We start from the raw sequence: 13,495 nt of genomic DNA, 5'->3' as shown, positions 1-13,495 counted from the left end.
TTATAACGAGGAGGCGAAAGCCAGGTATGAAAGCGGAGATTATTGCAGTAGGGACAGAGCTTTTGCTCGGTCAAATCGTGAATAGTAATGCCCAGTTTTTGTCTATAGAGCTAGCTGCCATCGGGATCGATGTATACTTTCAAACCGTTGTCGGTGATAACAGCAGCCGCCTGCAGCAAGCCATCGAGATCGCTCAGAGTCGGGCCGACGTTATTATCTTTACGGGCGGAATTGGCCCCACTGAGGATGATCTGACTAAAGACGCACTGGCTGCATCGCTAGGTAGAACGCTCCATATTGATCGTTTGGCGATGGATCATGTACAACGCTTCTTTGATGATCGTAAGATCGTTATGACCGAAAATAACCGCAAACAGGCACTTATAATTGAAGGAACTACACCGTTGCCGAATGAAATCGGTCTTGCGGTTGGGATTGCTTTTGAGCATGAGAAGAAATATTATATTGTGCTTCCAGGTCCACCTCGTGAGATGAAACCGATGTTCGTAGATAAAGCAGTACCGTGGCTACAGCAGCACGCCTTGACGAACGAAACACCGCTTTATTCAAAAATGCTCAAATTTGCCGGCATCGGAGAATCACTGCTGGAGGACAAGCTCATCGAACTGATTCGCAGTCAGACTGATCCAACGATTGCTCCGTATGCCAAAGAGGGAGAGGTAACTGTTCGTATTTCGACAAAGGCCCCTTCTGAGCATGAAGCTACAAAAAAGCTGGAGATACTGGAACAACAAATCAAGGAGATTTTGCCGGAACATTTGTATGCGAACATTGATGTGCCGCTGGAGCAATTGATTGTGGATTGGATGGCGGATGCCGGCCTGACCTTAAGTGCGGCAGAGAGCTGCACCGGAGGTTTGCTGATGGAGAGCATAACAAATATTCCAGGCAGTGCATCGATGTTTGCCGGCGGAATCGTCTGCTATTCGAATGACCTAAAGAAAAAGCTACTGAATGTGCCAAGTGCTTATTTGGAGGGACCCAATGCTCCTGGAGCCGTAAGTCGAGAAGTTGCCGAGGTGTTGGCTGACCAAGTGAGAATGATTGCAGACAGTGATTTCGGCTTATCTGTTACAGGTGTAGCCGGACCGGGTTATTCTGAACGCAAGCCTGTTGGACTTGTATTTATCGGCTTGGCTGAACGGGGACGTAAGACAGAGGTCTATGAGCTTAATCTTAAAGGTACACGGGAAAATATCCGGTTGCGTACTGTAAAGGCTCTGCTGTATCGTCTGTGGCGGAGACTTGAGGAACGCAAGGTGGAGACACCTCTTGAGGGTTCAGACTTGTAATGGGAGATTAGCCCAGTTATAATAAACACATACGGAAGAACCGTGGCACTGAGATTTCTTTGCTGCGGTTTTTTGTATATTTGCAGAGATTTTGATCACGATGGCTACTCATGATCATAAGTCGTTGATGTCCGGTGAAGTGGGGAATTTAATTAACTTCTATCTCCGGAGGGAGGCTTACAATAAAAGGGATAAATAACGCCCAAGACAAAAAAAACGAATGTATGTTCGAAAAAAAGCTTGGCAAGACCTTAAAAACACGTTATTATATTACTATAAACAGTGAAGGAAGTGGTCTGATTGTCAGATCGTCGTGCAGCGCTTGATATGGCGCTTCGTCAAATAGAAAAACAATTTGGTAAAGGTTCGGTAATGAAACTGGGAGAATCCACGCATATGCAAGTGGAAGTTGTACCTAGCGGATCTTTGGCACTTGATATTGCGTTAGGTATAGGCGGACTTCCAAAGGGACGTATTATTGAAGTATATGGACCGGAATCTTCAGGTAAAACAACAGTTGCTCTTCATGCTATTGCAGAAGTGCAAAGACAAGGCGGACAAGCTGCATTTATCGATGCCGAGCATGCGCTTGATCCGAAATATGCACGTAACTTGGGCGTAAATATCGATGAATTGCTGCTTTCTCAGCCAGACACGGGTGAACAAGCGCTGGAAATCGCCGAAGCACTTGTTCGTAGTGGAGCCGTTGATATTATTGTCGTTGACTCCGTTGCTGCTTTGGTACCTAAGGCTGAAATTGAAGGCGATATGGGTGATTCCCACGTCGGATTGCAGGCTCGCTTGATGTCTCAAGCGCTTCGTAAGCTTTCTGGTGCCATTAGCAAATCCAATACGATCGCTATCTTTATCAACCAGCTTCGTGAGAAGATCGGTGTTATGTTCGGTAACCCTGAGACAACTCCGGGTGGTCGTGCATTGAAATTCTACTCTTCTGTACGTTTAGATGTACGTCGCGTAGAGAGCATCAAGATGGGGAACGATGTGGTTGGTAACCGTACTAAGATCAAGATTGTGAAGAATAAAGTAGCTCCTCCATTTAAACAGGCTGATGTTGATATCATGTACGGTGAAGGGATTTCTAAAGAGGGAAGTCTTGTAGATATCGGTACTGAAATGGATATCGTGAATAAGAGTGGTGCATGGTATTCCTACGAAGGCGAGCGTCTCGGTCAAGGCCGTGAGAATGCTAAACAGTTTTTGAAGGAACATCAGGATATTGCCCTTATTATTGAGAATAAGATCCGTGAAGCAAGTAATTTATCCACTATTGTTGCTGCGCCGAAGAATGAAGATATTATTGCAGAGCAAGAAGAAGAAGAGAAATTGCTTCTCGAAATCGAATAGTATATTAAGCAATAGGACGCCCTGTGATTGATTGTTGCAGGGTGTCTTTTCTTAACAAGTAATGAAAGTAAGACGATAACCGATCTATTGCTACGAGGTGACAAACAACTATGGTAATACAACTGGATTTTGAAGCAGAAGAACAAGATGAGCAGGTGTTATCGGATTTTCCTGAAGGAGAACTCTTAGAGATCACTAAAGTAGAACGTCAAAAGAAATCTGACCACCGTTATATCATACATTTCGGAGCATATAACATGACTGTGCACGAGGACGTCATGATTAAATATCGAATGATTACTGGTAATTCTTTTATGAAGGCTGATTTGGTTGAAATTGTTGTAGCTGATGAGCGTCAACGAGCTTATGTAGAAGGCCTCCGTTATCTAGAACGTAAACCACGCACCGCTATGGAAATGACTCGCCGTTTACGCCAGAAGGAAATAGGAGAGACTATTATTGCGGAAGTGGTGCAGCGGCTGCAGGAGGAAAGACTTCTTGATGACCCTTTATATGCTAAGCAATGGGCAGAGCAACGAATAGCGAACCAGCGGAAAGGGAAGATGTGGATTCGACAAGAGCTACGTGAGAAAGGGATTGACAAAACCCTTATATCGGAAGCTTTGGAGAATATTACTCCTGAACAAGAGCTGGAGAGCGCACTCGAAACTGGGCGCAAGAAATGGAATCTCATCCGTGGAGAAGCTTCAGATAAGCGAAGAAAGACTGGAGCCTTCCTTATGCGCCGTGGATTTTCGGGCGATATGGTTCGCCAAGTGATCAATACTTTACTTGCGGAAGACAATTATGAAGGTGAAGATGAGGAGTTTTACTAGAATCACTGATTCTCTTGACATTAATGCGTATATCGACTCTCTTGACAATGTCTTTTTATAAATAATAAAATATAACATGAATCGGCATAAAATTAGAATCCTTTTTCCTTCCCAAAAAGGAGACTGTTTTAAACGGTTCACGTACAACTCATATGAAATGTAATCGCCGGATAAGGCGGGCAGTGTGCATGTGCAGCATGTGCAGTATGGCAATCGGTTGTTTACCGGTTTTTTGTATGGTGATGAACGGATAGTTAAACAACTGCACAATTCCCAGGGATATACCTTGGAGAGGAACCAACGAGGAGGTGAACAGATGCTGGAATCATGGATCTGGGTCATTATCGTTCTCGTTGTAGCTGCAATATTCTTTGGGTTCGGTTATTTTATTCGTAAATCCCTTGCAGAAGCTAAAATCCAAAGCGCAGAAAGAGAAGCCGTTGTCATCGTTGAGAATGCGAAGAAGGACGCTGAGGCGCTGAAGAAAGAAACAGTATTGGAAGCTAAGGACGAAGTCCATAGAATCCGTACTGAAGCTGAGAAAGAAACTCGTGAACGTCGGAATGAAATCCAACGGCAAGAGAGACGTTTGCTGCAAAAGGAAGAATCTCTGGATAAAAAAATGGAATCGCTTGAAAGAAAAGAAGAACAAGTAGCTAACAAAGAGAAACGAATTGATGAAACCCAACAGCAAATTGATGTTATTTACAAAAACCAAGTCACTGAATTGGAACGTATCTCCAATTTAAGCATCGAAGATGCAAGAAGTATCATTCTTAGCAATGTTGAGCAAGAAGTTCGCCATGAAACGGCACAAATGATCAAAGAAATTGAACAGCAGGCGAAAGAAGAAGCGGATAAGAAATCCCGTGAAATCATCACACTCGCTATCCAACGCTGTGCAGCTGATCACGTAGCGGAAACAACGGTTTCAGTTGTTACGTTGCCGAATGAAGAGATGAAAGGTCGGATTATCGGTCGTGAAGGCCGTAATATTCGTGCTTTGGAAACTCTTACAGGTATCGACCTCATTATTGATGATACGCCGGAAGCAGTTATTTTGTCAGGATTTGATCCAATCCGCCGTGAAGTGGCCCGTACGGCACTTGAGAAATTGGTGGCTGATGGACGTATTCACCCCGCTCGTATTGAAGAGATGGTGGAGAAATCCCGCAAAGAAGTGGACGAACGGATTCGGGAATATGGTGAACAAGCTACTTTCGAAGTGGGCGTTCACGGTTTGCATCCAGATTTGATCAAGATTCTGGGGCGTCTGAAATTCCGTACAAGCTATGGTCAAAATGTATTGAAGCACTCCATGGAGGTTGCTTATTTAACAGGACTGATGGCCGGTGAGCTTGGGGAAGACATCGTGCTTGCAAAACGTGCAGGATTACTCCATGATATCGGCAAAGCGCTGGATCATGAAGTGGAAGGTTCGCATGTTGAGATCGGCGTTGAACTAGCGAAGAAATATAAAGAACATCCGGTTGTTATCAACAGTATCGCATCTCATCATGGAGACTGCGAAGCTACCTCGGTTATTGCTATGTTGGTTGGTGCCGCTGACGCATTGTCGGCTGCTAGACCTGGTGCTCGCCGTGAAACACTGGAAACGTATATTAAACGTCTAGAGAAACTGGAAGAAATCTCAGAGTCATTCGAAGGCGTAGAGAAATCATTTGCTATTCAAGCGGGCCGTGAGGTGCGCGTGATGGTACAGCCAGAGAAGATTGACGATGCAGAGGCATTCCGTCTTGCTCGCGATATTACGAAGATGATTGAAAGTGAACTGGATTATCCAGGACATATCAAGGTTACCGTTATTCGTGAGACACGGGCTGTTGAATACGCTAAATAGGCAATAAGTAGATAACATACGCTTCGGAAATAACGATATTTATGATCGTTTCCTTGTACATGTTTCTGCTAGGAATATAAGGTTAAAGGATAAGATATAACTTATACTTTCTTATATTTGATGAAAATTGGCCCCTAAGCGGGGCCTTTTTTCTTTTAAATATGAAGACTTATCCGTTAGATGCAGAGGTTAAGATTAGGAGGAGAGAAACATTAAAGTACTATTCATTGGAGATATCGTAGGTAGTGTAGGTAGGAAGGCACTTCGGGAGATGTTGCCCTCATTAAAAAGCAAATATCAACCACATATAATCATAGTTAACGGTGAGAATTCTGCTGCCGGTAGAGGTATTACTAAAGCGATCGCAAATGAATTTTTTAACTGGGGCGTTCACGGAATCACCATGGGTAATCACACATGGGACAACAAGGACATCTTCGAGTTTATCGACGATGAGGCCCGGATTATCCGTCCTGCTAATTTTCCTCCAGGAACACCGGGAAGAGGATATACAGTTGTTAAAGGTAACGGCAAAGAGCTAGCTATAGTTAACCTGCAAGGCCGTACATTTTTGCCTGCGATTGATTGTCCTTTCCGTGTGGGTGAAGAAATTGTGGAAGAGCTACGTAGAGATCATAAATGCATTCTCGTTGATTTCCATGCAGAGGTTACCTCTGAGAAAATCGCCATGGGCTATTTCATGGATGGTCGCGCATCAATTGTAGTAGGGACCCATACTCACGTTCAGACGAATGATGATGTGATTTTGCCGGGTGGAACGGCTTACTTGACCGATGCGGGCATGGTTGGTTCAAGCGAAGGGATTCTGGGTATGGAAAGAGATGCAGTACTTTATAAGTTCACTACACAGCTTCCAGCACGATTTGTTGTTGATGAAGGCAAGTGGCAGCTTCATGGTTTATTTGCAGAGTTAGACGAGAGTACTGGCGCGGCTACCCGTCTGGAGAAAATACGGCTACGTGAAGATGAATGGGTAATGAGCTAGTAGTAGGATAAGATAAGTGATTTTCCGGGTAATTTCGCCGAATAAGGGTAAAGAGTGATATTTATTATATCGAAAAAGAGTATCTATTGTACCATTTTCTCCAGAGTAGTCCGCAAAAAGAAGGAATTATTTCTTCTCTCGCGAATAACATCTAAAGTAGTGGAAGAACACCATTATTTTCCCAGGGGAGGTACTTACTATGGATGTATTAAAAGTATCAGCTAAATCCAATCCAAATTCCGTCGCCGGCGCTTTAGCAGGTGTTCTTCGTGAACGTGGATCGGCCGAATTACAAGCTATTGGAGCTGGAGCACTGAATCAAGCAGTCAAAGCAGTTGCCATTGCCCGGGGATTTGTTGCACCAAGCGGAGTAGATTTGATCTGCATTCCGGCATTTACAGACATTGTGATTGATGGAGAGGATCGAACCGCGATTAAATTGATTGTAGAACCCAGATAATAGAAGCATAGAACGGATGAACCTGTTTACTTATGTAAACAGGTTTTTTGCTTTTCGTATATAGTCTGGCGTTTTTAAGCATAGAATCTGGAATAGGGCTGCATGAAAGCGAGGGCTTGGGATGAGAACCGATAAGCTACAGGTTGCGGATTTTCATTGTGATGTGCTGAGTAAAATGCAAGCATCACCAGATATGGATTTTAAGAATGATCCTCGGCTGGATGTTACCGGAGAGCGGCTGGTAGCGGGCGGTGTGGAATTGCAGATTTTTGCAATATACCTTTCGGCAAGTAGAGGAAGACCTAGCTTTGAGAATGTTTTAGGACAAATTGATTTGTTCCGGCAAAAAATAATAGGCGCAGAGAGCCTTCAGTGGCTGCGTTGGAAGGAGGAGGTAGGAAAACGAACAGCTGGAGCATCCCCATGGGGAATGCTCTCTCTGGAGGGTGTAGACGGTCTAGAAGGGAACTTGTTTTATGCACAGCTCTGCTTTGAGCTTGGCGTGCGGTTTTTGGGAATCACTTGGAATTATGCCAATTGGGCAGCGGACGGTGTTCTGGAGCAGCGCAACGGCGGATTTACGGAAAAAGGGCGAATGCTGATCGAATGGTGCAACGACAGCGGAATGCTGCTTGATGTGTCGCATTTGTCTCAGGCAGGTTTTTGGGAGCTAGCCGACTTAAGCACACGTCCGTTTATAGCTTCCCATTCGAACGCCGCAGCAATCTGTGGGCATGTTAGAAATTTAAATGATGAACAAATTAAAGCTTTGATTGCAATGGACGGAAGAATGGGCCTGACCTTTTATCCGTGGTTTGTGTGTGATGATGGAAAAGCTCGTATGGATGATTTATTAAAGCATATTGATCATGTATGTAGTCTAGGTGGCGAGAAACATATGATGTTTGGTTCGGATTTTGACGGCATTGACACTTGGGTAGAGAACATGGAACATCCGGGAAAATACCCTGAGCTCGCGGAGCACCTGCTTCGTTACTATCCAGAAGCTTCCGTAAAAGGTTGGTTATATGAGAATGCGGTCTCCTACCTGCGCACAAACTTACCTTCTCAGGTGTCTAAATCATGACAATCCTGCTCTAAAAGTATGAATTGTCGAAAAAAAGGCCCTCGTTATGATGTGGGGCTTTTTATTTTTGGTTAAGAAGATGTATAATGGTTAATGGCTTGTACAGATACTAGAGAAAATACAAGGAGTGACTTTACTATGAGTAAGACTGTACCCGTAGGTGTGTCGGCTAGACATATTCACCTTACGCAAGAGCATGTGGAGGCTTTGTTTGGCCCAGGATATCAACTAACGGAGTTCAAACCCCTCTCTCAACCAGGACAGTTTGCAGCAAATGAGCAAGTAGCAGTTATCGGCAGCAAAGGTAAATTTGACAAAGTAAGAATTTTGGGACCTGCTCGTCCGGCTTCCCAATTAGAAATTTCCCGTACTGACTCCTTCGCACTTGGCGTGAAAGCTCCAGTTCGCGAATCTGGAAATATTGATGGAACACCTGGCATTACGCTTAAAGGACCTGCTGGCGAAGTAGAATTGGAACAAGGCGTTATCATTGCCGCTCGTCACATTCATTTCCATACTTCTGAAGCTGAAGCTTGGGGCATTGCTGATAAGCAATTGCTTAAAGTTCGCCTCGGAGGCGACCGTGGTCTCGTATTGGAGAACGTAATTGCACGCGTATCAGACAGCTTTAAACTGGATATGCATATTGACACTGACGAAGCTAACGCTGCAGGTGCCAACAACGGCGATACTGCTGAAATCGTAGAATAGTCATCATAGTTATAGCAAAGATAAGAAGCGGGGGAGAAATCCTCCGCTTTTTTTGCGTGTCTGATCGGCGTGCTGTAAGGAATGCGTGGCTGATCGGCGCGCTGTAAAGATTGTGTGTCTGATCGGCGTGCTGTAAGGATTGTGTGGCTGATCTACGTGCTGTAAGGATTGCGTGGTTGATCCACGTGCTGTAAGAATTGTGTGTCTGATCGGCGTGCTGTAAGGATTGTGTGTCTGATCGGCGTGCTGTAAGGATTGTGTGGCTGATCTGTGTGCTATAAGGAATACGTGGCTGATCTGCGTGCTGTAAGGATTGTGTGGCTTAGCCGACGGCTTGTACTTATCGGACTGTATTGCAGCTATTTCAGCATTTTGATCTATTTTGCCAAGGTTTCGGACTGCATAGCTCTTATTGCCTTATATTTGTACTGAATTGGGCTTCGAAGGTGTGAATAACTGCATCTGAGTCCGATAGCATGTCCAAAATCCACGAATTTTCAAAATAAGGGCGTCTGAGTCCGATGGCTCAGCAGTCTCCAGGCTCAACAGGCTCAACAGTCTCAGCAGAATCAGCAGACTCAGCAGACTCAGCAGGCTCAACAGGATCAACAGGCTCAACAAAAGATACGCCGCAGGATAAATTGAGAAGGAGTATTTTTTTTAGTAAAAATATTTCTGTAAGAGCAGAACGGATAGTATCCTGAAATGGATTTTTAATGAAAATTGGTGTGATGATAAAGAAAATCTATTATTATGTAACTTATTGTGTTATGATTATGGTTTATGACGTGACAAAAGGATTTATTGTTAAGAATATATGTATTAGAAATTAAGGAGACCCAATGACATTTAATGAACTGAATATTGTGCCTGCAATTTTGAAGGCTTTAAGCAAAGAAAACTATACATCACCTACACCAATACAGGAGCAGTCGATTCCAGCTGTATTAGCGGGTAGAGATTTACTTGGATGCGCGCAAACGGGAACAGGAAAAACAGCTGCATTTTCCGTGCCTATTATTCAATTGCTAAGCGAACAATCGAGCCCAAACAAATCCAATAATGTGCGACGCATTCGCTCGTTGATTTTAACACCGACAAGAGAACTAGCGATTCAAATTGCTGATAACATAAAAGCGTATAGCCAATATACAGATATCCGCTCAGCTGCCATTGTTGGCGGTGTGTCACAGAAAGTGCAAGAGCGCGCACTGAATCAAGGTGCCGATATTCTTATTGCTACCCCTGGTAGACTTATCGACCTGATCAATCAGAAACGTGTAGATCTGCAATATGTACAAATTTTAGTTCTGGATGAAGCTGACCGGATGCTGGATATGGGCTTTATTCATGATGTGAAACGAATCATCGCCAAAATGCCTACGAAGAAGCAGACTCTGTTTTTCTCGGCAACGATGCCAACTGAGATTTCTAAATTGATCAAAACATTGCTTGTGAATCCAGTGAAGGTAGAAATCACACCCGTGTCATCTACTGCGGATAGAATCAATCAATCGATCTATTTATTAGAGAACGGAAATAAGCAAAACCAATTGAACCTGCTGTTACAGGATAAATCCATCGTCTCAGCTTTGGTGTTTACTCGTACCAAACGTGGTGCAGACCGTGTTACCCGCGATCTGGCTAAAGTGAACATTGCTGCTCAAGCCATACACGGCAATAAATCTCAAAATGATCGCCAAAACGCCTTGCGGAATTTTAAAAGCGGTGCGACTCGTGTTCTCGTAGCTACGGATATAGCTGCCCGGGGAATTGATATTGATGAGCTGTCTCACGTAATCAACTTCAACTTACCGAACATTCCGGAAACCTATGTGCACCGGATCGGTCGTACAGGCAGAGCGGGATTGAGCGGAACGGCAATTTCTTTTTGCGAAGCTGAAGAGCTTCCTTTCCTTAAAGATATTGAAAAATTGATTGGAAAATCGATTCCGGAAGTTAAGGACCATCCTTATCCGATGTCTCGTAAAACGCAAATGAAGACAGATCGTTCGGCGAAACCGTCAGGTTCGAAAGCAGCAGCTTCGAGACCATCGTCTTCCAGACCGTCGAATTCCAAACCAGCAACTGCTAAACCTGCGGCAACAAAACCGGCAGCAACAAAATCAGCGGCATCTAAACCAGCTAAAGCAAAACCTAAGTCTAACCCTCCATTGAAGCCAAAGTCCGAGTGGTTCACAAAAGGAAGACAAAAAACGAGCAGCAGATAAGTTAGTTTGAATGCGTATCGTTTCTATAGCAAAATAAAAAAACCGTCAGAGTAAATCTGATGGTTTTTTATGTTTTATGTCCTGATAATTTACAACAAAAAACAGCCGCTAAACAGTTCCTCACTGTACAACGGCTGTTGTTATTTCATTTATGCGGTTGCTTCAATTGTATTGTCCTGAACATAGGGGCTCAGTTCTTGCTGAAGTCCTGCGCTGATGGAAGTCATAGGGAGGCGAAGCGTATCCGAGGACAGTAGGCCGTTTTGGCTAAGCATCCATTTAATTGGAGCGGGATTCGATTCCTTGAACAATAGGCGGATGATCGGCAGTAGTTGTTCAAAGCTTTCTTTAGCAAAGTCCACTTGACCAGATGTAAAGGCTTCAAAGATACGAAGGCATTCTGCCGGGAAAACGTTGGCAGTAGCAAGCATACCCCCAGCTGCTCCGCAGCTAAGCATTTCATAAAAGAGGGAATCATCGCCGCCAAGCACAGGTTTAGCACCTGTACGGACTAACTCTGTAACCATTTTTGTACTGCCTGAGCAGTCTTTTAAACCGACAACATTATTCATTTCTAGGATTGTACGTGCAGTATCTACCGTCATGGCCGTACCTGTACGACTTGGAATATCATAAGCCATGATTGGTATGCCTACTTCTGCAGCTTTGCGGAAATGGGCAATGATACCCTCTTGTGAAGGACGACTATAATAAGGTACGACTACTAGTGCACAATCAGCACCAAGGTTTGCAGCAATTTCCGTGCGTGCAACCGTAGAGGCTGTATCATTGGTACCTGTACCAACTACTAAGGGGATTGATGTGGATTGTAGAAGCTCACGGGAAGTGTTTACTAGAAGCTGCATTTCATTTACGGTTACAGTGGGCGATTCTCCGGTGGTTCCATTAACGACCAGACCTTGTATGCTGTTGTTAATAATGTTCTTTACATAACGCTGATACGAATCCAAATCAACTTCACCAGCAGCATTGAACGGGGTGACCACGGGAACATAAACTCCATAAATCTGTTGTTCTGTAAGCATAAATTATCGGCCTCCAAAATATTTTAATTCCTCTACATACACTTTACCATGGAAAGTAGCATCGTCGTTAGCTATAATAAATGATATGGATCATCAAAAATATTGATGTTAGGGTGAGGTAATGGATTTAACCTATTTACGAACCTTCCGCGAGGTGGCTAAACGTCAGAGCTTTACGCGAGCTGCTGAAGAATTGGGATATGCACAATCAAGTGTGACGATGCAGATACAGAAGATAGAGAAGGAATATGGAGTACCTTTAATAGAGAGGCATGGCCGTCAGCTGCGGCTTACCCCGCCAGGAGAAGAGTTATTGAAGCTGTTCGTGGAGATTTTGGATTTATATGATCGTTCAAAAGAAACCATCGCCCAGCAAATCGGAGGTACGTTAACTATTGGGACGATAGATTCTTTAGCGGCCTTTTATTTACCTCCTTACCTGCAGCAGCTAAGGACTAAATTTCCGAAGCTGGATATTCATCTGCAAACGATGCAGGAAGCTAATCTTCTTGCCAAAATAAAAGATGGCGAAGTAGATCTAGGCTTAATGTTGGATCGCACCACTGCGGATTCCATCCTTGAGCGTACGATCGTCAGAGATGAGCCGCTTGTTTTGATAGCTCCCATTCATCATCCGCTTGCCCAGATGGATACGGTAACCCTACAGGATCTGAATAACTGTGAGCTAATAGTCTCGGAGGAAAGCTGTATTTACCGGAGTTTGTTCGAGAATTTGTTAAAAGAGCACGGGATCATATTCCGCATAGGTTTTGAGCTTTCGAATCTGGAGGCCATTAAACGTTGTGTAATGAATGGTCTTGGAATTGCTTTGTTACCCAAAATCGTGGCAGAGGAAGAAATTGAACGGGGAAGCTTGGCTGAGCTGTCCTTTGTTCATCCCGAAATTCATTTTGATCTGCAGCTTCTGATGCACCCTAAGAAGTGGAAATCACAACCACTGCAATTTTTAATCCAAATGCTGTTTGCAAATCATTAGTTTATTCCCATCAGGGTCTTTTACTACAAACCATTTTTGATCTTGAATTTCGGTTACTATATTTACACCGAGCTCCTTTATATAGTTGAAAGAGGCTTGCAGATCATCGGTTATAAGCATAAGAGCAGGTGTTGTAATTGGAGGAGCCCCTTCAGGCTCTAAACCTCCCCACATGGGCATGGTGTCCAGAATGATCCCAGTGCTTCCTTGCATAGTTAACGGACATAAATGACCGTTTATAATCGAATGATCTGCTTCTTGGAGTCCTAGGACTTGGCAATACCAGTTACGGGCTTTTTCAATATCGTGTACGGGGATAAATACACTGCCAATCAAATTCTTAATGGGACTTGTTGCTGAAGAATTTACAATGGACTGTGCTTGTTCATGCATTTGAATCCCTCCAGAGAAGATGCTAGACCTTTATTTGTAATTTATGTATCTAATCTATTTAAAACATAGAATCATCCTATGTGCAAGTTGAATGTTATTTATCGATCAAATCCTAAATTTGTATGCAAAATACAGCTTTATTTAATGAAAGTCGCTGTAAATATTGACATTGAAAATGAGTTTATGTTA

Annotated in this window: 12 protein-coding genes; 10 read left to right on the top strand and 2 right to left on the bottom strand. The window is 43.7% G+C overall.

Annotation, left to right across the window (positions count from 1 at the left end):
• Positions 1–26 precede the first annotated feature (26 nt).
• From MHI15_RS01445 to MHI15_RS01405, 9 genes are all read left to right on the top strand, one after another.
• Positions 27–1,313 carry a competence/damage-inducible protein A gene (locus MHI15_RS01445; protein WP_036688393.1) on the top strand — a complete coding sequence of 429 codons (1,287 nt, stop codon included), beginning with the start codon at positions 27–29 and terminating at the stop codon, positions 1,311–1,313.
• 300 nt (positions 1,314–1,613) lie between these two features.
• Positions 1,614–2,678, top strand: coding sequence for a recombinase RecA (recA, locus tag MHI15_RS01440; RefSeq protein ID WP_076127879.1), 1,065 nt, complete (start codon positions 1,614–1,616; stop codon positions 2,676–2,678).
• A gap of 110 nt (positions 2,679–2,788) precedes the next feature.
• Positions 2,789–3,514 carry a regulatory protein RecX gene (locus MHI15_RS01435; RefSeq protein ID WP_076127881.1) on the top strand — a complete coding sequence of 242 codons (726 nt, stop codon included), beginning with the start codon at positions 2,789–2,791 and terminating at the stop codon, positions 3,512–3,514.
• Positions 3,515–3,830: 316 nt separating this feature from the next.
• Positions 3,831–5,375 carry a ribonuclease Y gene (gene rny, locus MHI15_RS01430; protein WP_370510565.1) on the top strand — a complete coding sequence of 515 codons (1,545 nt, stop codon included), beginning with the start codon at positions 3,831–3,833 and terminating at the stop codon, positions 5,373–5,375.
• A 211-nt stretch (positions 5,376–5,586) separates the two neighbouring features.
• Positions 5,587–6,381 carry a TIGR00282 family metallophosphoesterase gene (locus MHI15_RS01425; protein ID WP_076276224.1) on the top strand — a complete coding sequence of 265 codons (795 nt, stop codon included), beginning with the start codon at positions 5,587–5,589 and terminating at the stop codon, positions 6,379–6,381.
• Between the two features lie 199 nt (positions 6,382–6,580).
• Positions 6,581–6,841 (top strand): stage V sporulation protein S, encoded by a 261-nt coding sequence (locus tag MHI15_RS01420; RefSeq protein WP_019910496.1) that lies wholly within the window; start codon positions 6,581–6,583, stop codon positions 6,839–6,841.
• Positions 6,842–6,962: 121 nt separating this feature from the next.
• Entirely contained in the window at positions 6,963–7,928 is a 966-nt protein-coding gene (locus MHI15_RS01415; protein ID WP_076182593.1) for a dipeptidase, read from the top strand.
• A 138-nt stretch (positions 7,929–8,066) separates the two neighbouring features.
• Complete coding sequence (pduL, locus tag MHI15_RS01410; RefSeq protein ID WP_036688383.1) at positions 8,067–8,639, top strand: phosphate propanoyltransferase; 573 nt, start codon at positions 8,067–8,069, stop codon at positions 8,637–8,639.
• 842 nt (positions 8,640–9,481) lie between these two features.
• On the top strand, positions 9,482–10,870 hold the full coding sequence (locus MHI15_RS01405) for a DEAD/DEAH box helicase (RefSeq protein WP_081383205.1): 1,389 nt from the start codon (positions 9,482–9,484) through the stop codon (positions 10,868–10,870).
• Positions 10,871–11,019: 149 nt separating this feature from the next.
• Here the strand turns inward: MHI15_RS01405 and dapA are convergent, their stop codons facing one another.
• Entirely contained in the window at positions 11,020–11,916 is an 897-nt protein-coding gene (dapA, locus tag MHI15_RS01400; protein WP_076179900.1) for a 4-hydroxy-tetrahydrodipicolinate synthase, read from the bottom strand.
• Between the two features lie 121 nt (positions 11,917–12,037).
• Between dapA and MHI15_RS01395 the strand changes: the two genes are divergently transcribed.
• Positions 12,038–12,913, top strand: a complete 876-nt coding sequence (locus MHI15_RS01395) for a LysR family transcriptional regulator (protein ID WP_076127886.1) — start codon at positions 12,038–12,040, stop codon at positions 12,911–12,913.
• Here MHI15_RS01395 and MHI15_RS01390 read toward each other — a convergent pair.
• The gene (locus MHI15_RS01390; protein ID WP_076179899.1) at positions 12,884–13,306 is read right to left on the bottom strand and encodes a VOC family protein; all 423 of its coding nucleotides are present in this window, start codon (positions 13,304–13,306) and stop codon (positions 12,884–12,886) included. The two genes, MHI15_RS01395 and MHI15_RS01390, sit on opposite strands and share 30 nt — an antisense overlap.
• Positions 13,307–13,495: the final 189 nt, after the last annotated feature.

This window comes from Paenibacillus sp. FSL H7-0918 (assembly GCF_038007025.1).
GTDB classification, from domain to species: domain Bacteria; phylum Bacillota; class Bacilli; order Paenibacillales; family Paenibacillaceae; genus Paenibacillus_AQ; species Paenibacillus_AQ odorifer.
This window is presented reverse-complemented; position numbering and strand designations above follow the sequence as displayed.

What these genes read in the sequence shown, in the direction of transcription:
- MHI15_RS01445 (WP_036688393.1), top strand. Translation starts at nt 27, where the DNA reads ATGAAAGCGGAGATTATTGCAGTAGGGACAGAGCTTTTGCTCGGTCAA.
- MHI15_RS01435 (WP_076127881.1), top strand. Translation starts at nt 2,789, where the DNA reads ATGGTAATACAACTGGATTTTGAAGCAGAAGAACAAGATGAGCAGGTG.
- rny (WP_370510565.1), top strand. Translation starts at nt 3,831, where the DNA reads ATGCTGGAATCATGGATCTGGGTCATTATCGTTCTCGTTGTAGCTGCA.
- MHI15_RS01420 (WP_019910496.1), top strand. Translation starts at nt 6,581, where the DNA reads ATGGATGTATTAAAAGTATCAGCTAAATCCAATCCAAATTCCGTCGCC.
- MHI15_RS01415 (WP_076182593.1), top strand. Translation starts at nt 6,963, where the DNA reads ATGAGAACCGATAAGCTACAGGTTGCGGATTTTCATTGTGATGTGCTG.
- pduL (WP_036688383.1), top strand. Translation starts at nt 8,067, where the DNA reads ATGAGTAAGACTGTACCCGTAGGTGTGTCGGCTAGACATATTCACCTT.
- MHI15_RS01405 (WP_081383205.1), top strand. Translation starts at nt 9,482, where the DNA reads ATGACATTTAATGAACTGAATATTGTGCCTGCAATTTTGAAGGCTTTA.
- dapA (WP_076179900.1), bottom strand. Translation starts at nt 11,916, where the DNA reads ATGCTTACAGAACAACAGATTTATGGAGTTTATGTTCCCGTGGTCACC.
- MHI15_RS01395 (WP_076127886.1), top strand. Translation starts at nt 12,038, where the DNA reads ATGGATTTAACCTATTTACGAACCTTCCGCGAGGTGGCTAAACGTCAG.
- MHI15_RS01390 (WP_076179899.1), bottom strand. Translation starts at nt 13,306, where the DNA reads ATGCATGAACAAGCACAGTCCATTGTAAATTCTTCAGCAACAAGTCCC.